This window comes from Mangrovibacterium marinum, from assembly GCF_003046625.1.
In the GTDB taxonomy this organism is placed as follows: domain Bacteria; phylum Bacteroidota; class Bacteroidia; order Bacteroidales; family Prolixibacteraceae; genus Mangrovibacterium; species Mangrovibacterium marinum.
Genome location: NZ_QAAD01000010.1, coordinates 36,334 through 57,813 on the forward strand (window position 1 = coordinate 36,334; position 21,480 = coordinate 57,813).

At 48.0% G+C, this 21,480-nt stretch carries 12 protein-coding genes; 3 read left to right on the top strand and 9 right to left on the bottom strand.

All coding sequences use genetic code 11. The annotated features are described in order from the left end of the window. Positions 1 to 95 precede the first annotated feature (95 nt). On the top strand, positions 96 to 1,538 hold the full coding sequence (locus tag C8N47_RS10915) for a glycoside hydrolase family 16 protein (protein WP_107822595.1): 1,443 nt from the start codon (positions 96 to 98) through the stop codon (positions 1,536 to 1,538). 14 nt (positions 1,539 to 1,552) lie between these two features. Here the strand turns inward: C8N47_RS10915 and C8N47_RS10920 are convergent, their stop codons facing one another. The 4 genes from C8N47_RS10920 to C8N47_RS10935 all read right to left on the bottom strand — a co-directional run bounded on the left by C8N47_RS10920 (position 1,553) and on the right by C8N47_RS10935 (position 7,317). Further along, entirely contained in the window at positions 1,553 to 3,850 is a 2,298-nt protein-coding gene (locus C8N47_RS10920) for a patatin-like phospholipase family protein (RefSeq protein ID WP_107822596.1), read from the bottom strand. A 71-nt stretch (positions 3,851 to 3,921) separates the two neighbouring features. Continuing rightward, positions 3,922 to 4,845 carry a YitT family protein gene (locus C8N47_RS10925; RefSeq protein WP_107822597.1) on the bottom strand — a complete coding sequence of 308 codons (924 nt, stop codon included), beginning with the start codon at positions 4,843 to 4,845 and terminating at the stop codon, positions 3,922 to 3,924. Positions 4,846 to 5,118: 273 nt separating this feature from the next. After that, positions 5,119 to 5,472, bottom strand: coding sequence for a 50S ribosomal protein L19 (gene rplS / locus C8N47_RS10930; RefSeq protein WP_107822686.1), 354 nt, complete (start codon positions 5,470 to 5,472; stop codon positions 5,119 to 5,121). A 162-nt stretch (positions 5,473 to 5,634) separates the two neighbouring features. Beyond that, positions 5,635 to 7,317, bottom strand: coding sequence for a dipeptidase (locus C8N47_RS10935; RefSeq protein WP_107822598.1), 1,683 nt, complete (start codon positions 7,315 to 7,317; stop codon positions 5,635 to 5,637). A 749-nt stretch (positions 7,318 to 8,066) separates the two neighbouring features. Here C8N47_RS10935 and C8N47_RS19065 point away from each other — a divergent pair. Next, entirely contained in the window at positions 8,067 to 8,798 is a 732-nt protein-coding gene (locus C8N47_RS19065; RefSeq protein WP_170111370.1) for a flavin reductase, read from the top strand. Positions 8,799 to 9,151: 353 nt separating this feature from the next. On the opposite strand, the gene C8N47_RS10945 is transcribed toward C8N47_RS19065, so the two are convergent. From C8N47_RS10945 to C8N47_RS10965, 5 genes are read right to left on the bottom strand one after another with little or no spacing between them, the layout of a single operon-like run. Then, the gene (locus C8N47_RS10945; protein WP_107822600.1) at positions 9,152 to 11,284 is read right to left on the bottom strand and encodes a glycoside hydrolase family 97 protein; all 2,133 of its coding nucleotides are present in this window, start codon (positions 11,282 to 11,284) and stop codon (positions 9,152 to 9,154) included. Between the two features lie 23 nt (positions 11,285 to 11,307). Further along, a complete protein-coding gene (locus C8N47_RS10950; RefSeq protein ID WP_107822601.1) occupies positions 11,308 to 14,094 on the bottom strand; it encodes a DUF4961 domain-containing protein in 2,787 nt (928 codons plus the stop codon). 58 nt (positions 14,095 to 14,152) lie between these two features. Then, positions 14,153 to 15,259, bottom strand: a complete 1,107-nt coding sequence (locus C8N47_RS10955; protein ID WP_107822602.1) for a SusF/SusE family carbohydrate-binding protein — start codon at positions 15,257 to 15,259, stop codon at positions 14,153 to 14,155. An 11-nt stretch (positions 15,260 to 15,270) separates the two neighbouring features. Further along, positions 15,271 to 16,893 carry a RagB/SusD family nutrient uptake outer membrane protein gene (locus C8N47_RS10960; RefSeq protein WP_170111371.1) on the bottom strand — a complete coding sequence of 541 codons (1,623 nt, stop codon included), beginning with the start codon at positions 16,891 to 16,893 and terminating at the stop codon, positions 15,271 to 15,273. 12 nt (positions 16,894 to 16,905) lie between these two features. Further along, positions 16,906 to 19,914 carry a SusC/RagA family TonB-linked outer membrane protein gene (locus C8N47_RS10965; RefSeq protein ID WP_107822604.1) on the bottom strand — a complete coding sequence of 1,003 codons (3,009 nt, stop codon included), beginning with the start codon at positions 19,912 to 19,914 and terminating at the stop codon, positions 16,906 to 16,908. A 446-nt stretch (positions 19,915 to 20,360) separates the two neighbouring features. On the opposite strand from C8N47_RS10965, the gene C8N47_RS10970 reads away from it, so the two are divergent. Next, entirely contained in the window at positions 20,361 to 21,374 is a 1,014-nt protein-coding gene (locus C8N47_RS10970; protein ID WP_107822605.1) for a LacI family DNA-binding transcriptional regulator, read from the top strand. The last annotated feature ends 106 nt before the right edge of the window (positions 21,375 to 21,480 follow it).

The window sequence follows — 21,480 nt, forward strand, 5'->3', positions numbered from 1 at the left end:
AAAATAAACTTTTTCGTGGAGAACTAAAAAATCTCGTACTGTATATTTTTATTCTTATTTTTAACAGAACAAAAACGAATCAAAATTCACATAAGATGTCATTTAAACTCTTTTTCCTAAGTACTTTCAAAGGGCTCCGAAATACGCCTAAGGTCGAAAATAAAAGAGATACTCTGTTTTCTGACTATCAGGAGTATAGTGAGCTTGTCGGTTCAGCCGATCTGAAACTATACCTGGAATTACAGCAATACGTCAACTCGGAAGCTTTTAAGAAGGAAAAGACACAGGCTCAGACCGAGAAGTTTGCAGGCAGCCCCGAAGCCAAGATGATAGCTGAGTATGAAAAGTTGGCAGCCGATCCGAAAATAAAGGACTTTTATGTGATTAAAGGATCGCCGGATTTTCAAAAGTATGAGCTCTTGGGGAAAAGCGACTTAATTCGGGAATTTGTTGAGCTGCGCGACTATGTGCAAAGCAAAAAGTACGACGCCGATAAGAAGGCTTTCAAACCCAAGGGGAACGAAAGTTTTGAAAATTCGGCGGCTCATAAAAAGTACGAACGCTATCAGGAGTTGGCCAAATCGGCTGACGTGTTGTTTTGGACTGAATTTCCGTCGCAGAAGATCTATCAGAATTACAAAGAGATGGTTAATTCGCCCCGGCGAGTGCGTTACGAAGAGTTGAAAAAGGAACTCGAGTCGGAAGCTTTCGTCGCACGTAAGGCGTTTTTGGAAGATCCCAATCGCTGGGAGAAAACCGAAGCCTGCCAAAAGGAAAAAATGTATAACGAGCTGAAAGAGCAAGCGCGTTTTAAAGCCTACGAGAAATACAGAAATTCGACCGATGAGTTTCGTTTTTTCGAAAATCACGAGCTATTGTTGGAGGACCATTTCGATGAAGGCAAGCTGGACGACACCAAGTGGAAGCCCATCAGCCAGCTGGCCGAGAAAACCATCGGTAAAAACTTTTCCAAGCCGGGCGATTTGCATGCTTATACCGAAGGGGCCAATATTCAACATTCGGGAAGTTCCGTCATGTTGACGGTGAAAAAGGAACAAACTGATTCGCTTGTCTGGAATTTTCCGCTGGGCTTCACGCCGGTGAGTTTCGACTACTCGGCGGGCATGCTGTGCAGCAAGCAAAGTTTTGTGGTTAAAAGTGGCGTTCTGGAGGCCAAAATAAAATACCAGCCCAATAAGCAGCTGGTTGACCTGTTTTGTTTGGCCGACGATCAGAATAAGTTTCGTTTAAACCTGCTGGAAGCCGGATCGGTTTGCCGCTTGGGGCTTAACCAGGCCGATCGGGCAACCTTCGAAAAGCTTGGTGGTTTGGCCGCCGGACAGTTTTATATTTTTAGTGTAGCGTGGGGACAGGGCCAAATTAGCTGGAAAATCAACAACCATCTGATTTATACCGTGCAGCAATCGGTGCCCGACCTGCCTTTGCGCATCAATATCAGTTCCATTGTGGTTGATCCTCCCAAGCAGCTTCCTCATCAGTTCGAGCTCGACTGGATCCGTCTCTATAAAACGAAGTAGGATGAGGAACGATTTTAGTAAGCGCTCTTGTTAAATAACACATAGCCAAAACTGAACACCAGGAACCACCTGGTGTTTTTGTTTTCCAGGTAGTTGGCCGTGAGGCTTACCGGACCAAAGTTGGTTTGATACACCAAGCCCCCTAAGCCCATTATGGCCAGGTTGCTGCTGTCAAATTTCTGAATCCCGACCTGCATGCCATCTTCTGTTGTCATTTTTCGAAAAGGCATGAACGCATAGCCTTCGAGCCGGAATTGAAATTGATCATTGAAGTTGACGATTGTTTTTAAACCACCGGCAGTAAACTTGTTTGCTCGAAAGTTGGGTGAAATGAGAGTTTTGCTAAAGGGCGTCGGGCTGAATGCCCGCGCTGATAGGATTGTTGACTGGTAGTTTGTGAATAGCTTCTTGTTATTATAAGTAGCTTCGCCGTACAGACCGATGCTTAGTTGTTGGCTTAGTTTAAAGTAATTATCGTACAGACCGCGAAACTGCCAGTAGCGGTGGTTGTGTGTCTGGTCGTTTAGCATTTCGGCCTCGCGGGTTGCTGTTCCGGGGCTGTAGTTTTCCTCGCCGGCAATGAAGCTTAGTCCGGCGTAGGCGCACACCCCTTCGGTTGGAAATTGTTTGTAATTGAAGGTGTTTTCGTCCAGGGAGATGGTCGAGGAGAACGTGCGAAAGGCAGTCTGGTCCTGGCTGTCGTCTTCCTGAATGTCGGTTAGCAGGTAGTAGCTGTTTTTTCTGTTAGTTAAGGCGCTGTTGAATGTTAGTTTGGCACGCGTTCCGACTGGTACGCCCAGTTCAAAGCGTAAGTTGTTGTCTTCGGTAATGCAGGTAGCCGGCATGGCATCCTGGAAAAAAAACTTGGCGTTGTTGCTGTAGTAGTTCCATCGGTTAAAGGTCAGAAATGTTGATAGGTAGACCGGCAGGTTGGACGGAAAGTCGACCCGACCACCAATTTTTACCGAGTTGTAGAAGCGTCCGAGATAGATGTTGGAGCTCAGGGTGTAAGCCCTGTTTTTGAAGTAGCGGTAGTTCATGCCCAGGTAGCCCTGGTTATTGGCTTTGGTGGAGATGTTTCCCCCGAAATTAATCTCCAGGGGTGTTTGTTGTTTAACTTTCAGATGCAGGTCGAAATAACCGTTTTTCCTGTTGTAAATTGCAATGGGACGGATGGATTTAATCTGCGGGTCGGACACTAGCTTAAAATAATTCTCGCGCAGCTGGTCGGAGCTGAAGGTTCTGTCGCGGTGTTTAATGCTTTGGATGATGTATTTTCGTTGCAGCCCGTCGTCGATCCCTTCGGCCTGTACGTTTTGAAACTCAAGAACAGGTTTATGTCGGTTGAAAGTTTCGCGTTTTTCTTGAATCTCACCCAGCGGCACGCGCCGGTGAATCCGGCTTTTGATACTGTCCATCAGCTGCCGGGTGTTTTTGTAGCCAATCGCCTCAATGGTGTCTATTTGATCAAAGTCAAGAAGGCCGACATTCGAGAAGCTTGATTCGATCAGAATTCCCTTTCCCGGAGGGATTTGGTAATCGGTTTTCTGCATCATCAGGTTTTCAAGCTGAGCCATCAGATCGTCCTCGTCAGGCTTGCTGGCATTATTGGCAACTTTGTGGCCAATTATGATGTCGGGCTTAAAGGTGTTCATGGCATTCTGAGCCGGAAAATTATTCACCAATCCGCCGTCGAAAACCAAGGCTCCGTCAATTTCAATTGGCTTAAAATAGAAGGGAAAGGTCATTGATGCGCGGATGGCTTCGCCCAGGTCGCCCGAGCTTAGCTGCACCTCTTTATTGTTGTATACATCGGTAGCAATGCAAAAAAACGGTACAAACAGCTGGTTGAAGTCGTAGTTGCACAGTGCATTGGTTGACGAAAACATCTCCATAAATGCAAAGTCCATTTGTTCTTCGGGGATGATGTTGGTGGGCAGCTGTAGTTTAAATTTATCGTCTTTCTTTTGCAGGTCGAAGCTGAGCCATTCGGAGCTTTCTTCGGGCTTGTTGAAGTAGTAGCGGTATTCTTCCTGTATTTTTCCGGTCGACCAAAATTTAAATTTTTCCGACTTGAATAGTTCCTCCATTTGGTCGGGCGAGTAGCCGGCGGCATACAAGCCGGCTACAATTGCTCCCATAGATGTTCCGCAAACGTAGTCGATGGGAATGTTGTTTTCTTCCAAGGCGCGGATAAGACCAATATGCGCAAGGCCTTTAGCCCCTCCGCCGCTTAGTACGAGGGCAACTTTTTGGGCCGATAATACGTGACTTAGTAGTACCGAAAGGCAGACGAATAGAAGTTGTTTCATGTGCTGTTGACTGAATCATTGTTTGGCAACCAAATATAAAAAAATGAAATGAGTCAGCCGATAGCGATGAATCAGTCTTCAACTTTTGTTTTTAACGATTGGAAGCCTTCACCCAGGATTTCTTTGGCATCCATGACCGTTATGAAGGCATCGGGATCCACTTCGCTGATAAATTTTTCGAGAATAGCCACTTCGCGCCGGCTGACCACGGTATAGATGATTTGTTTTTCCTCATTGGTGTACATGCCGGTTCCGCTGAAATAGGTTCCTCCACGTTCCAGGTCGTCCAGAATTTTTCGTTTTATTTCGTCGTGTTTATGCGAAATGATGAATAACGCTTTGTGATAGCTGAAACCTTCGAGCGTGATGTCGATGGCTTTGCCGGTAATATAAATCACCAACCACGAGTAAAGCGGGATCTGCCAATCTTTAAAGGCGGCTAAGCCGAGTAGCACGATGGCCGAGTCGACGTAAATCATGAGCTGCCCTAATTGCATGCCCGAATATTTGGCAATAATCATGGCAATAATATCGGATCCGCCGGAGGTAGCCCGCGACTTGAAGATCATTCCGGTGCCTACGCCAATCAGCACACCACCGAAAATGCAGGATAACAGCACATCGTTTACCAGCGGAGCTTCACCATCCACGCGCATAAAGGTGATCCAGTCGATGAAAGCTGAGCTGAGCACAAAGCCGGCAACGGTTTTGATACCAAAGCGCGGTCCCAAAATTTTAATGCCGGCAATGGTTAAGGGGATGTTGACCAACAGGCTGAATAAACCAATGGGAAAGCCATCGGGCCACAGCTCGGACATCCCTTTGGTGAGGTAGTGTACAACAATGGCGATACCAAACAGGCCGCCGGGAACCACTTTGTGGGGCGAGATGAAATAGACGAAGCCTACGGCCAGAATAAACGAACCAATGGTAATGTAGCTATAGTCGCGAAACCAGGCGAGGCTGAAGATTTTATCTTTTGAAACAAATGGCATGGGTTTGAAATTTTGAGCTAAAATAAGCGATGCAGATTCAACAACTCTTGATTTTTATCAGTTTTACGAACACCCCCAAAAGATCCTGATTTCGGGAGATCTCCAACAGGAACGTAAGTCGATGGTTTTTGGATATCGTGTTGTCGTGCTTGTCGTGTTGTTGTCCCCAATGGTATCGAAGCCACTTGATGATCCGGCGTCGTGGGGTCCATCGACTTTTGCAAAAAAAAGGCCTCCGAACGGGAGACCTTTTTAATATTTTCAAAGTAAAAATTAACCTCTTTTTTCTTTGATACGGGCTTTTTTACCAGTCAGGCCACGTAAATAGTAGATACGTTTACGACGAACGCTACCTCTTTTGTTTACGTCGATACCTTCGATGAATGGAGATGATAAAGGTAAGATACGCTCTACACCGACATTTCCAGACATTTTGCGAACGGTGAATGTTTTTGTAACACCAGTTCCTTTAATTTGGATCACTACACCGCGGAAATCCTGAATACGCTCTTTGTTTCCTTCTTTAATTTTGTAGTGAACAGTGATTGTATCACCTGCGCCGAATGCCGGCAACTCTTTTGCTTGCTCAGCTGCAAATGCGCCTTCTGCTACTTTGATTAAGTCCATCATTATAAGTTTTAAGTGGCAATGTTACACCGTTTTCCGGTCTAAGAGATTGCATGAATTTTGCGCAAAAATAGTGAAAAATAAATTGCTTCAAAATGCCAGGGCAACTTTATTTCCGAAAAATCAGCAGTTTTGGCTGTTTTCGAATCCGACAGGGGCGAATTAGTGGCCTGCTCCACCAACGACTTTAAAGTGATCACCCGTACTTTTTACAATGGCATCGTACCACCACTGCGGATAGCCCGGTTGCTCGGGCGATACCGGAACGCCCCATTCATTGCGTTCAAACTCACCGTCTTTCTCTTTTTTGATGTTGCCGTCGATGTATTTGATCAGCAAATATTCGAAAAGTTGTTCCCATTCTGCCGTCATCTGGTTGGCTTCGTTGGCCGAGTAAGTGGTCAGAAACTCGCGGGCTTTCTGTTCACCCACTGTTTCGTACAACATTTTGGCTGCTGCATCAATGGCAGGCGTGCGTTCAATAAATTTTCCTTCTATAGCTGCCTGGGTAGCCCGAATATGCTCAATCATGGCATCGTAGCGCAGGTAGGCGAAGTTGGTTACTTTGTTGAAGGTCCAGAAGGCCGAAGTAGGCGAGTAGCTCAGCAGGTCGCCGTTGCCCACGCGAAAACATTCCGGAACTTCAGTAATGCCGCAATACATGGGGGCATAGCAGGTGCTGTAAGTATCGTCGACACCAAACCACAACAGCCCGCCAATGGCGTTGGGCAACCAGGCGCGCGACTGAGCAACAAAGGAGAATCCGGTTTGTTGGGTCGAGATGGCGCGTTCGTTGCAATATTCCACCGAGTCAACTTTCCAGGTTAATCCTCTCCAGCGGTAGGGCAATTTGTAAGGGCCGGCACCCAGATCCTGGGTCATGTCCAGTTGGGTTCCTTCAAAGTGGTCGCGCATCATTTCCATCACGTCTTTCACGGTCAGCTTTTGGTCGGGTTTAATCCACAAAGGCATCCGGTTCGATGCGTAATTATTTTCACCTCCATGTTCCACTTTACCGGCGGCATAATCGGCATACTGATCCATGTCGGATGCCACTTTTTTGAATCCGGCCCAAACCCGGGCTTCACAAAAGCGGGCAGCGCCAAAGTCAACCGGCGCGTAAACGTCGGAGAAGCTAAAATCTTTATTTTTTCCGTCGAACCAGCCTTTTTCGCGTGCAAAGGCAATCACATCCTTGGCATACAGGCAGTTTTCGGAGTCGTTCAGCGGGAAGGTGGTGATGCGCGCCTGGTTGGCATGTCCCGAAATGTAACCGTCGGGGATGCGCTGTGCTACCCATACGGCTCCCTTTTCGCCTTCACCTTTGCCAATCATTTCCAGGATCCAGGCTTCGTTCGGATCGGAAACAGAAAAGGACTCACCGGAGCTGGCATAGCCGTATTGTTCCACTAAGTCAGTCATCACCTGAATGGCCTCGCGAGCTGTTTTGGCGCGTTGCAGGGTGACATAAATCAAGCTGCCATAGTCCATAATAGCTCCCTGCTGACTGCCCAGCTCCGATCGGCCGCCAAAGGTTGTTTCGCCAATAGCCAGCTGAAACTCGTTCATATTTCCCACTACGCTGTATGTATGGGCTGCCTGTGCAATTTGTCCCAGGTATTTTCCGGTGTCCCACTCGTGAATATCGCGCATGGCACCCTCGGGGTAGTCGGCTGCCGGTTGGTAATATAATTCACCATAAAGCACGTGCGAGTCGGCGGCATAGGTAATCATGGTTGAACCATCAACCGATGCTCCTTTGGTAATTAAGAAGTTGGTACAGGCCCAAACCTGTGCTGATAGCATGCTGATAGCAAGACATGCGAGACTGATTTTCTTGATCATTCTAAATACAGTTTTTGAGGGACAATGCGTCCTGTTGTTGTTAATTTGCGGGGATAGCGTGTTTGTTAGCGATATGGTGTTCTTGATTCTTCGTTTTTTTTCCGGTTGCCTGCAAATATAATTATTGCCGCAATGAAGTTAAAATGATATCGCTCAAATGGAGGCCTGAAAAATTGAGTGAGGCCTGTTTCATATTCAAAGTGTACCCGATTATGGAGGGGATTGTTGAATTGTTGAACTGCGCCTGCGACTGACCACTTCCTCTGGATAAAGTAATAAGGTTTTATAGTTCTTCTGTTCCTTTTTTCTACTAAGGTTGACTATAGAAATAAGGGTCTGCAATATTTCTTAAAACCTTATTTTATTAATTCACCTTAGTAGAAATTCTGACCTATAAACCCCCACCTTATTCGCTTATTCCTGCAAGTAACCATGAGACAAGAACTCGACTCAAGACTCAAGACTCAAGACTCACGACTGTTTGCTGATCCCGAAGGATCGGGAGTTGAATTGTTGAACAGGCCGACGCAGGAGGCCGTCTTTCCCCATACCGATTGTCATCGCGAGGAGGGACGACGAAGCGATCTGTCGTAGTTGAAGGCGACTGAGACTGCGACTGCGACTCATGTCTCCCGACTGTTTGTTGAATCCTTGAACTGCTTGATCTTCCGGCAAACGGACAAATCGCGAATATTGCAGGTCGATGATTTTTTGCCATCTTTAGGGACAGTAACATAAAACAGATGACTATGAAACTGCGAGCTTTCCATAAACTCTCCTACGGACTCTATTTAATCGCTTCGGAACACGAGGGCAAAAAGGCGGGCTACATCGCCAACACAGTCTTCCAGGTAACGTCAAAACCGCCGCTGATTGCCATTTCGTGCCACAAGGATAACATGAGCACGGCAGTCATTCGAAATTCAGGTAAGTTTTCGGTTTCGGTGTTGAAGAAAGAGCTGGATGTGAAACTAATCGGTGATTTTGGCTTTATGTCGGGCGACGAGATTGACAAGTTTAACCAACGGGAGATAATAACGGCGGCTACCGGTGCGCCGGTTGTGCTGGATGAAGCTGTTGCCTGGTTCGACTGCAAGGTGCAGCAGGAAATTGATTTGGGGAGCCATTGGCTGGTGATTGGCGAAGTGCAGGACAGCGACCTGCTGTCGGACGACGACCCGCTGACTTACGCCTGGTATCGCGAAAAATACAAAATGTTCTCGCCCAAAAATTCGCCCACTTACCTGGAAAAGGACAAGCTGGATGAAGAGCAGAAAGAGGACGAAGCGAACGCCCCGCAGGAAGAACCCAAGCCGGAAGGAGCGGAGCCACACGTCTGCCTGATTTGTGGTTTTGTGTACGATCCGGAAAAGGGCGATCCGACCATGGGAATCCCGCCGGGCACAGCTTTCGAAGACCTGCCTGATGACTACAAATGCCCGATTTGTAACGCCGGGAAAGATTATTTCCGAAAACTATAGGCATCGCGTGCTTTGACCCCCGTTGAATCCGGTTCATTGTCCAAGGGAAAGGCATTTTCCCCAAGGGGCAAACGAAAAGTACATGGGGGGAAACGGTTTCCCCCAAGGGGATCGTCATAATCCCCCCTGTACTTGAGGCGATCCCCTGTGTACCGACGATAAGTACAGGGGGGATTGTTATTTGCCCCACGGGGCAACTGGCCGGTATTTCAGCCCGAATCAGCCGTCGGCCGGCCGGAATCCCCCAAAATAGTAGAGGCCGACTCATCGAGCCAGCCTCTTTTCGTGTAGTGATTCCTCCCCCAAGGAATCACTTGCTCTGTTTCCCTTATAGAGCGTCTTCAGTAATCATACTAATGTTTTTTAATCCCCTTTAATGCTTTGGGATCGTTTGCTTTCATTAAGCTGATCGCATAACCACCTCCCGGAGCACAAAACAACTCAAACTTACTTTTGTTCGTTACCACGAATTTTTCAATTTCGTAAGCCTTCGGATTGTTTTTGTAGTGCGCATCTTTCGCGTCGTGGTAAACTGTTGCCAGGTACTTTTGTCCTTCCGGTAAAAAGTCGAGGCTGATTTTTGATGTCCGCGGTTCCTCGTCGTTGGTGCGTCCCACAAACCAGTTGTCGGTCCCTTTTTCTTTGCGGGCGTAGGTAATGTAGTCGCCGGGTTCGGCTTCCAGCACTTTGCTGTCGTCCCAGTCTACCGGTACGTCAACAATAAACTGAAAAGCATCGAGGTACTTTTTGTAGGTTTCCGGCAGGTCGGCAGCCATTTGCAGCGGGCTGTACATGGTTACGTAGAGGGCCAGCTGGCGGGCAATGGTGGTGTTCACCCACGAGTGGTTGTCGGGGTTGTACTGGCTCACATCCTGCTCAAAAATACCGGGTGTGTAGTCCATCGGGCCGCCAATCAAACGGGTAAAGGGCAGGATGGTGGTGTGGTCGGGCGTGTTGCCTCCGAACGATTCGTACTCGGTTCCGCGCGCCGACTCGTTTCCGATCAGGTTCGGGTAAGTTCGGCAAATACCGGTAGGGCGAACGGCTTCGTGCGCATTCACCATGATTTTATAGTCGGCGGCTTTTTCAATGGCGTATTGGTAGTGGTTCACAATGAACTGGCTGTAATGCGTTTCGCCGCGCGGAATGATGTCGCCTACATAACCGCTTTTTACAGCATGGTAACCGTGGTCCACCATAAACTGGTAGGCCTCGTCCAGGTGACGTTCGTAATTGCGCACCGAACCCGATGTTTCGTGGTGCATAATGATTTGTACCCCTTTGTCTGCCGCATATTGTTGCAGCTCATCCACATCGAAGTCAGGATAGGGCGTTACAAAATCAAAAACATAGTCCTTCGATTTGCCAAACCAGTCTTCCCAGCCAACATTCCAGCCTTCAACCAAAACACCATCAAAGCCATATTGGGCGGCAAAGTCGATGTATTCTTTCACATGTGCCGTGTTGGCAGCGTGACGTCCGTTTGTCGTCAGTTTCGAAAAATCAGTCACACCAAGTTGAACGCTGGGAACATCGGCATAGGCCCACGAGCTTTTGCCGGTAATCATTTCCCACCAAACACCAACGTACTTTACGGGTTTAATCCACGAAGTATCTTCAATTTTACACGGCTCGTTCAGGTTGAGGGTGATGTGCGAAAGCAGGATGTCGCCGGCTTTATCGGAGACAATCACCGTACGCCACGGACTGGTACAAGGCGCTTGCATATAGCCTTTGTCGCCCACGGCATCGGGGGTAAGCTGTGAGGTGAAAATCATCTTCTGATCATCCAGGTTCAGGTGCATACAGGCATAGTTAATCAAGGCTGCTTCGTGCAGGTTGATGTAAAGGCCGTCGTCGCTTTTGAGCATCAGTGCCGTTTGCACACAGGTTGGGCCGGCCGCTTTTTGCGATTCATTGGGCGTAATAGCCTTCTCCATTAAGCCCCTGATTTCCGAAAGCTTGGTTTTGTGGTAGCTGTATTCCTGGGTGTCGTAGTCGCCCGGAATCCACCAGGCGGTGATGTCGCCGGGCATGGCAAATTGTGTTTTTTCTTCTTTGATGACGAAATAGGTCAGGTTGGCTTGCTCCGGAAATTCGTAACGAAAGCCCAGTCCGTCGTCGAATAAACGAAAGCGAACAACCATTTTGCGGTCGGTTTCGGTTTGTTTCAGGGTGACAGCCATTTCGTTGTAATGGTTACGAATGCTTTTTTCTTCGCCCCAAACAGGCTCCCAGCTTTGGTCGAAAGTCGAACGTTCCACGCCGTCAACAGCAAAACCGCTCAACAGGTCGGCTTCATTTTTCAGGTCGAAGCCCAACCGGCTTTCCCGAATCACCGGTTTGTTGTTGAAGAACAGCTGATAAGTGGGATAGCCGTCTTTCAGTTCAAACTCGAGCTTTTGCAACCCGTTGGGGGATTTTAATTCCTCAGCACGCCCGTAAAGGCTCAGCAACACTAAAATAACGAGTACTAAATTCTTCATGTCTTAATTTTATTAATGATCTTTTATGGTGTTTTGATTAGTTTCTTTTGAACGCTTTGCGCGCCATTGTTCATCCGCAACAGATAGATGCCGGCCGGTAATCCGCGAACATCCAATTCCAGGCTGTTGGTTTGCGGCAGGCTTTGTTGCAGTAACTTCCCTTGCAGGTTGAAAAGCTGCACGCTTTCGATGTTGGTATCACTCGTAATATGTACCCGCTCGTTGGTGGGGTTGGGGAACAGGTTAATGCCCGTTGCCGCCTGCTGGGGCGTTTCAACGTCGGTTGCTAAATCCTTGAAGGCCGGTAATTGCTGATCGGAGTACAGCCGGTATTCGCCTGCTGCCAGGGTGATGGGTTGGCTGGTTGCGTTGACGGTGTACTCCGCTCCGGTGAAAAACTCGTACCAGGTGCCGGTATGTTGAAAGGGCGCATCGATGGTTTGCGACTCTACATCGAAATTGCCAATTAGGCTGATGTGGTGCTCGTCGGTGGCCAGCTGAATAGATTTTACCGCACCGCTTAAATTCAGGCTTTCGGTACCAGTGGTGAACACCGGAAACTGATTGCGCAGCCGCAGCATGGCCGAATACACATCAAACAGGTTCAGGCGGTCCGGATCGTCCAGGTAATCCCAGCGCAGGGGCTTTTCGCCCACACGCCCGTTTTCGTCAATGGAGTAGTCGTAGCCCAGCTCGCCAAACTGCCAGATCATTTTCGGCCCGGCCAGGCTGAAAAAGAAAGCAGCAGCCAGTTCGTTTCGATCCAAAGCTGTTGCAAGTTGGGTAATGTCGTAGTCGCCGGATGAATTCCCGTATTGCAGGTTTTTATACATCAAGCGTTCCTCGTCGTGGCTTTCCATATAGGCAACCAGGCCGGGCTGTGTGAAAGCACGGTTTTGATACGAGGCCCACGAAAAGTCTGATTTCCCGTTTTCATTCCATCCCATGGTCGCTTCGCTGAAATTGCTGTTGGCATTGCCCCACACCATCAACCCGTTGCTGTAACCGGTCAGTTCCTGTTCTTCGGTGTTGGCGGCAAAGTGCTCCAGAATAACGTAAGCATCCGATTGCACCGACCAGATATGATCGGCCATGCGTTCGAGGATGGTGATGCGCGAGGCATCGTATCCCGAGCCGTCGCCGGCGGTGTTGGTAAAGCCTTTGGTAAAGTCGAAGCGAAAACCATCCACTTGATATTCACTCATCCAATAACTGGTCACGCTGTCCACAAAAGCCTTCGTGTAGCTACTCTCGTGATTGAAGTCGGAACCCCACGAGTAGGCGGTATTTGGCGATGTTACATTGAACCAGGGGTTATCAGCAGCAGGGCGGTTGTTGGTATCGTCCCAATACATTTTCACCATCGGAGAGCTGTTGTAGGCATGGTTCAGTACCATGTCCTGAATGACGATCATCCCCCGGTTATGGATGGAGTCGATCAGTTCTTTCAAATCATCTTTGGTCCCGTACGCTTTGTCGGGTGCAAAATAGTAGTTCGGGTTGTATCCCCAGCTGCTGTTGCCTTCGAACTCGCTGAAAGGCATCAGCTCGATGGCATTCACGCCCAGGCGCTCCAGGTACCCGAGTTTGTCGATCACGGCCTGGTAGGTTCCTTCCTCGGTAAAGTCGCGGATCAGCAGCTCGTAAATCATCAGGTTTTCTTTGGCTGGCAAGGTCCACAAGCTGGTTTTCCATTCGTAGGCCGTTTGGCCAGTTTGTAAAACGGATGCACGGCCCGAGGTTTTGTCGGCCGGATAGGCAATCAAGTTGGGATAAACTGCATCTGTAATGTAGCTGTCGTCGTAGGGATCGCTGATTTTGTCGCAATAGGGATCGCCAATACGGATGTCTCCGTCAATCCAGTACTGGTAAATGTATTCTTGTTGAGGCGTTAAATTTGAAAGGGTGATCCAAAAGTATTCGCCATCTTTTTTCATTTGGTATTCCGTAGAAGCGGTCCAGTTGTTGAAATCGCCCAAAACGTAGATGTCGGTTTTGTTGGGGGCTAAAAGGACTAGTCCAACCTCGGTATCGCTCATGTAGTTGATTCCTTGTTTGTACCCGTCGGGCATGGTGGCTTCGGTTGCAGAAGGACTGATAAAAACATGAACTGAATCGTAAGCTGTTGCGCCATTGGATGAGGCAGATGCGATTAGCCATTTCCAGCCGGTTTCGGATACGCTTGTTGTGGTCGAAATACTGCTTCCGGTAGTGGAGATGAGCAGCGTTTCATCCAGTTTGAGGCTCAGGTTAGCATCAGCAGAGCTGACTGCGGAAACCGTAATGCTTTCATTTTGGTGAAATAGTTCGCCGGAAGGGGAGGTGAGCGATACGACCAAAGCCGCTTGGTACACATCAGCATATATATTTTGTCCGCCTGTGGCTTTGCCTTCTTTGGTTCCGTCGGCATTTCGAAACACGAAGGCCATTTGTTCGATTTGCTCACCGTCGGGAACTCCGTAAAATGACCGGATATCGGGTGTAATTTCCAACTGGTAGATGTTAGTCGAGATTCGGGTCATTTTAGCTTTGTCAATGTTGACATCCCAGTCGGCAATGACATATTTCCAATCGGAACCCGAAGTACTTTGATCGGTAATGACACCGGTGTGGGCATAAACGTCTCCCGTGTAGTTGGCCAGCCCGCCGGTGCCTTGCGTGGCGTCGAAGGTAATGGTGACAGCAGCGCCGGCTATTGGAAATGCCGGGTTGGTTGTAACCTGAGCAAAAAGCCGGCTTGCAAAGAATAGGAGCAGGATTGGCAATCCAATTTTTTTGAAAATTACAGGAATGTGGTATTTCTGTCGCATAGCTTAGTTTTTAAAAAAGCCGCCACTTTCGAAAGGGCGGCTTTTTTTTATAGACATGTTATTGCACGATAGAACCGGTATCGTTCATAAAGTTCAGGTTGATTGTCGCATTGCCGCTAGTCAGCTGAACCCGTTCCTGGTCATCACCCGTACCGCGGTATACAATTTGACCGTTGAGGATGATAAATTCTGCCTGCCACCAGTCGCAAACTAAGGTGTTGGCTGCAACATGCATTCTCAATTCATCGCCATTAACGGTACCTTCAAATTTCACAAGCTTGTTGGTTTTGTCGATGGTGAATAGGTTTTGCGGATTTGCCGAATCCCAGCTGCCAAATACATTTCCAATTCCGTACACGCGCGTTGGGTTTGCTTCGACTGTTCCGGCAATATAGTTGACAACAACCGTATAGTAGCCAGCCTCGGGAACAATCAGGTTGCTGGTTCCTTTTTCCCAAACACCGTCGGTTGGATCGCCTTGTACGGCAAAGTCTCCCACCCATGCTCGTTGTGGTGCAATTTTAACGCCTGCATCCTGCACTGTAGGATCTAACCATACAATAGTCCAGAATAATTCGGGATGCGAATGCACGGGTTTAAATTCAGAATAGTTGGTATCCCAGTTCCATCCTCCGTCGCCGACAGCATTCAGGGAAGCACCAGTCATGTAGAGGTTTTCCGGTAAAACCGATGGGTCGAAGTAAGGAATTCCGGTAAGCGCAACGGCTTCACTGATTGTTTCCGGGATCTGGTAATTGACAGAGGTTCGGATTCGCAGTTCAAACTGTCCTTCAGCATTCGGACTGAATCCGAGGGTCAGCAATTTGTTGTTCAGTTCAACATTGGTTATTGAGAACGAATTCGTCACAGATACGCCCAATTCGACCGGGTTTGCAAAATTGCTCCCGGCGGTGGCTATTTCCACGGTATAGTCTACGCTTAAGTTGGTGCCGTAGTCTATTTTCTTCCATTGCACGGTCATAGCCGTTTCGTCGGGTGCATTCAGGTCCAGTGTTAAAACCGTTTCAGGCTCAGGGCTCAGAATCTCGGGAGGGGTGACATTGCTGATGTCACCGAGCTGTACTTGTTCCAGATCCTCGGAGCATGATGTAACTGCCAGCAAGGCGGCAAATACGATCAGTATGTGATATGTTAACTTTCTCATTTTTGTTCGGTTTAATAGTTATCATCGTTTTGACTTGCATTGGGGTTGGAGGCAAGTTCTGCTGATGGGATGGGGTACACGACCCGGTAGGCATCAATGGCACGGCCGTTTTGTGTGCCACCTTTCCAAGGCCACAGGTAGGTGTTGGTGGTAAATTTCCCGAAACGGATCAAGTCCTGACGGCGATAACCTTCCCAGTAAAACTCGCGTCCGCGTTCTTCCAGCAGGAAGTCCAGCGTTAGCTGACTTTGAGAGATGTCGTTGGCATGGCTTCCGTCGTACGCACGGGCAATGACCTCATTGACATAGCCCAAGGCAGTGCTCATGGAACCATTGCCGCCACGAAGAACTGCTTCAGCATACATTAAGTAAGAGTCGGCAAGGCGGAACATCGGGTAGTCGGTATCTACAAAATACGGATCGGAGCCGGAGGTTGTGCCATCGCTGCTTTTGTTTTTGAACTTGGTGACGTTGAGCCCCTGGGTGTAATCCAGCGGGTTGGCCATATCCAAACCAGCATTGATAACCAGCATCGTTCTGTAATCCAGCGTTTCGTCGATGGATTGCGTTTTCCCTCTGCTATCGCCGGCGGGGCGGGCTTGAAATTTATCGTAGATTGACCTTGTGGCATGGTTTCCGCCCCAGGTACTTGATGGAATACCGACGAAGTTTCCTAAAGCCCCGTTGGTTCCGGCTGACATGACGTACTGCGAAGCCGAGAAACCTCTTGTTCTGGATGCATCAACCGCCAAAGCGAAAATGATTCCGGTGCATTCATCATTGTCTATCGAGAACAGTTTCCGGTAGTTGCTGTCCAGGGTGTAGGCTGCGTTAACCAGTTCGGTGTATTTAATGACTTCGTCGTAGCTCACTTTGCCATCGACCGGGTTTTCGACGCCGGAGAAATTGACCGCGTTGATGTACATTTTTGCCAATACCATGTAGGCTGTGCCGGCATCCATGTGCCCGTATTCGGCAGTACCTGCCGCCGGTAGGTCGGGAATGATTTCATCTTCCAGTTGAGAGATAATCCAGTTGAACAGCGTTTTCCGGTCGACCGGAGTCGGGTATTGTTCGGTTGAATTTTCGTCGATGATACTCAATTTCCCATAGAGGTCGATGCCATGGTAGTACGCGATGGCGCGGATTAAACGGGCCTCGGCACGCATCCCGGCAATGGCTTCCTGATTTTGTTCGACCACTGAGCCGCTGGCCGATTTGGAGAGAAACTCATTGGTCAGGGCAATCATGTAATACAACCGGTAGAACATACCAGCGACATATTGGTTGTCGGCCGACCAGTTGGCGTTTTGTAAGGGAACCAGTCCGTTGTCGTTCCAGGCATTCATGGCCTCGCCTGTTGGTAATGTTTGCATGTTCCAGTAGTTGCGCAGGTAGGCCGACATCCCACCGTCGGAGATGGTGCTCAGGTCACTTTCATTGTTGTCGCCTTTTTGCCCGGCAACGTTGTAGCTGCTGTATATTTTGGCCAATACCTGCTGGTAACCATCCAGCGAGGAGTAAACCTCGTCGCCAAATACCAGGTTCGGATCAATCGGCGTAACATTCAGGTCGTCTTCGCAAGCGGTAAAAATGCTTGCCAGAACGAATAGATATATAAGAATCTTTTTCATCTTTTTCATTTTTTAAAATCCAAAATTAACTCCTAACAAAAAGGTCGTCGGGCGGGGGAAGATGTTTTTGTCAATTCCGTTAAACACTTCCGGATCTAGGCCTGAGTAATCCGATATGACAAAAAGGTTCTGACCGGTTAGTGACAGTCTTAAGGTAGACCCCTTGAGTCCAAATGCCGAATCGAAGTTGTAGCCGACTGAAAGGTTGTCAAGACGGAAGAAGTCTGCATTTTCAATCCAGAGTGAAGAGAATACTCTTTGTTCTTCGGTATACAGGAATCCTGTGCCTGAAGCAGAGCTTAACTTATTGGAAAGTGATTGGGTTGTTGGATTGTAAATGTTGACGTAATTGGCTCCGCCGGCTGCAACATCGTTATAGATTTGGGCACCAAGCTGGAAGCGTCCGCTGAGGTTGAGGTCCCAGTTTTTGTAATGCAGGGTCGAGTTAATGCCGATCAGATAGTCGGGCGTAGAGCTGCCGCAGAAAATCCGGTCGTCGGAATTAATTGATCCGTCACCATTTTGGTCAACGTAAACACCTTCAAGCGGTTTCCCGTTTTGGTCGTACACCTGTTCGTACACATAGAATGAGTTCACCGAGTGCCCCACAGCGTTCATCTGGATGTAGTTGCCCGAACCTAAGTCGCCCGAAGGAACACCAACATAGCTGGGGTCTTCAACAGCTGTCAGCTTCGTAATTTCATTTTTATTGTAGGTTAGGTTGCCGCCAACTTCCCACGAAAGATCGTCGCGGGAGATAATCCGCCCGACTAAGCTAAGTTCAATCCCTTTGTTGGTCAGGCTACCGACGTTGGACACAATCCGGTCCGACAACGAGGTTCCGGCAGCAACCGTAATCTGGTTGAGCAAATCGGTTGTTTCACGATAGTAATAGTCAACCGATCCACTTAAACGCCCGTCGAACAGCGCGTAATCAACACCAATGTTGGTACTTGTGGTTTCTTCCCATTTGAGGTTTGGATTGTAAGCATTCGGGCGATAGGTGTTGATCCATTGATTTCCCAGAACGTACATCGCGCCGTTATCCGATAGGGTATAGGTTCCGTAGCCCACGTAATCGTTTCCGGTCACATCTTGTTGACCTGTGATCCCCCAACCTAACCGAAGTTTGAGGTCCGACAAGGCTTTTACATCCTGCAAAAAGCTTTCTTCTTTTAGTTTCCAGGCAAAAGCCACGGCCGGAAATGTTCCCCAGCGGTTACCGTCTGCAAAACGGGAGGTTCCGTCCCGACGAACGGTTCCGGTAAGCAGGTATCTGTTTTTGAACGCATAATTAAAACGCCCGTAGTAGGAGATCAGGTAGTTTTCACCTCCGTAAGGAAGATCTTCGGTCGGGTTCTCACGCGTGTCGTAGTAGTCGTTTTGGTATTTGTCACCTTCATTTTTAAAGTGCTGCCAAGAGTAACCGGCCATCACATCGAATGTGTGATCGGCAATTGATTTGCCGTATTTTAAATAGGTGTCTAATACCTTGTTGGTTTTATCCTGGTTTTCGTGAAATAATTCACCCCGAATCGTTTCATTTTCATAAACCCAGGAGGCATCGGGCGAAATTGTCCGGTTTTGTTTGCCATCTGAATAGTCGATCCCCATGTTGACAACAGCGCTCATTTCAGGGAGAAAATGAAATTTATAGTCCAGGTTTAAGTTCACAATTGCGCGGTACACTTCCGACTCATCATGACGTTGTTTTAGCAGGGCAACCGGGTTGTCGGGTGTAAACTGAAGTGGTGTTCCTGTGCTGGGGTCAATCCATTGCCAGTAGCCTCCCCATTGCTCTCCGTTCGGGTAGCTGTAAGTATTGTGAACCGGATGGGTCGGATCCATACCGACGGCTGCGCCAACAGCTGATTCGTCGGCAAACCGGTTTTTGACGTACGATCCTTTGGCATTCATGGCTGTTTTTAAATGACCATCGAAGAAGCTGGGCGTTAAGTTTAAACTCAGTGAATTGCGCTCCAGTTTTGAGGTTTTCAGGACACCTTCCTGATTGTTGTATCCGTACGATAGCCGGTAAGGCAGGAAGTCCAAACCTCCCTGGATGGCGATGTTGTGATCGTTGCCAACCGCTGCCTGGTAGATTTCATCTTGCCAGTCGGTATCAGCATCGCCCATTGCATTGATGGCATCGGCGTTTGGATTGTCGGATTCAGGGCCGTACAATTGGTTAATAATATTGCGGTATTCGTCGGCGCTGTATACATTGACTTTGTCGGAGACTACACCAACCGAGAATTTACCAGAATACTGCAACGAAAATGGTTGTCCTCTTTTCCCTGTTTTTGTGGTGACGATAATCACCCCGTTCGATGCTCTTGAACCGTAAATTGCGGTTGCCGAAGCATCCTTAAGAACAGTCATGGTTTCGATGTCGTCGGGGTTTATGGAGGACAGTGGGTTTGCCAAGCCCATGACACCGTCAGACGAAACAGGTACCCCATCGATAACAAACAACGGATCGTTGCTGGCGCTCAGTGAGGCCCCTCCACGAATCCGTATGGTTGCGCCGGAGCCCGGTTTACCGCCGTCGGTAGTAATCTGCATCCCTGAGGTCTTACCAACAAGCAGATCCTGTGGTGAAGTGGTTGCTCCCTTATTAAAATCATCGGAGCTGATGGCTGTTACCGATCCGGTTGCATCGTCTTTTTTCACCGTACCATAACCAATAACCACCACTTCGTCCAAATCTTCGGTATTAACAGCTAGCTGGATGTTGACCTTTGTTTGGTCGCCAACAACTATTTCGCTGGTTTTGTAACCGATGTACGAGAACAGGATGGTAGCTCCTTTTTCGGTCTGGAGGACATAATCTCCGTCGAAGTTGGTAATCGTACCTACTGTTGTTCCTTGTACAAGAACGGTAACACCAGGAAGTGGTTCGCCACTTGCCGCATCGGTTACCTTGCCCGAAATACTCACGACCTGAGCCCAGCTGCTATTGGTTAGCAAGACTGCCAGAGCCATGAGTACGACATTTAAATGTTTACGAATAATCTTCATGTTTTTGCAATTAGTTTAATTCAATTAGGTCATCTTCTAATTTAAAGCATTAGTGCAGTCGATTTTATTCCGTTTTTTTTATCCGATGGTACAAGTATATGATTTTGTTTTTGAGCCGTGTACCAACTTCGAAGCCGAATTTTACTGCAAACGTCACCGCAAACGTTTGCAGTAAATGTGTTAAAAAACAGGTGGTTACTGGTGGGGGGCGTGTAGGCATGGCTGAAAATTGTTGCTAATTCTTTAAAATAATATATTCTTCTCATTTATGTTGATGTTTTTGAGCAGCTTCAGAAAATAATTTCAAGAGGGTGTAACACAGCGAAAGCCTCTGGTTGTAAAAGACTAATCGAATAGCAGTATTTTTAAAACATACGCTCAAGGTCTTCAATGCTCCGTTCTGTTTGTGTTTTATTTTTATCTTGCAGGAACATCCAAACTGACCAATGAAAAGTAGTTCAATAACCATCAAGGATATAGCCCGTATCTTGGGCATATCGCCCTCTACCGTATCACGAGCACTGAAAGATCATCCGGATATTAGTGCCGAGACCAAAAAGGCCGTGAATGAGCTGGCCGTGCAGTTAAAATACCAGCCCAATGCCATTGCTTTAAGTTTGAAACAAAACCGAAGTAATACCATCGGGGTGATTATCCCCGAAATTGTGCATCATTTTTTCTCGTCGGTCATCAGTGGTATCGAAGATGTGGCCTACGATGCCGGTTTTACGGTGATGATATGCCAGTCGAACGAAAAGCATGACCGGGAAGTGGCCAATGCCAATATGTTGCTTTCGCATCGGGTGGATGGGGTTTTGGTTTCGGTTGCCAAGGAGTCGACGAATTTCGATCACTTAAAACTGTTGAAAGAGAAGGGATTGCCCCTGGTCTTTTTCGACCGGGTAGTGCCTGTTGTTGAGGCCGATTGTGTGGTGATTGATGATGAAGAGGCGGCATATAAGGCTACCCGCCATTTAATTGAAAACGGGCGTAAGCGAATTGCTCATTTTTCAGGGCCGCGACATTTGCAGATTAGTACAAACCGGAAAAACGGCTATTTGCGTGCCATCCGCGAAGCTGGGCTGAAAGAGGATGCCGACTTAATTATGGAAGCTGACAATTTTGAAAAAGCCAATAATGCTGTACGGATGCTGGCTGACCACAATAAGTTGCCCGATGGTATTTTTGCAACCAACGATTTAACGGCCATTGGGGCGATGCAGGCGGCGCAAAAGTTGGGAATAAAAATACCCGAGCAGATTGCCATTATTGGTTTTAGCGATGGTCGTTTGTCGGGCATTACAAATCCGACCTTATCGTCGGTCGATCAGCATGGCTACGAAATGGGCAGCACTGCTACCCGGATTTTGCTGAACCGCATCATGAATCCCGAAGAAGATTTTAAGCCAATTAAGCGGGTTTTACAGGGAGATTTAGTCATTCGCGAGTCTTCGATTTAAGAAAAATCATCATTGTTTAATTTTTTTACGCAAACGTTTGAAATGATCCTGGCGAGCTGATTTTTGCTTTTTTTTACCTTGAATGTTGATTAACAGCATCCTTGAA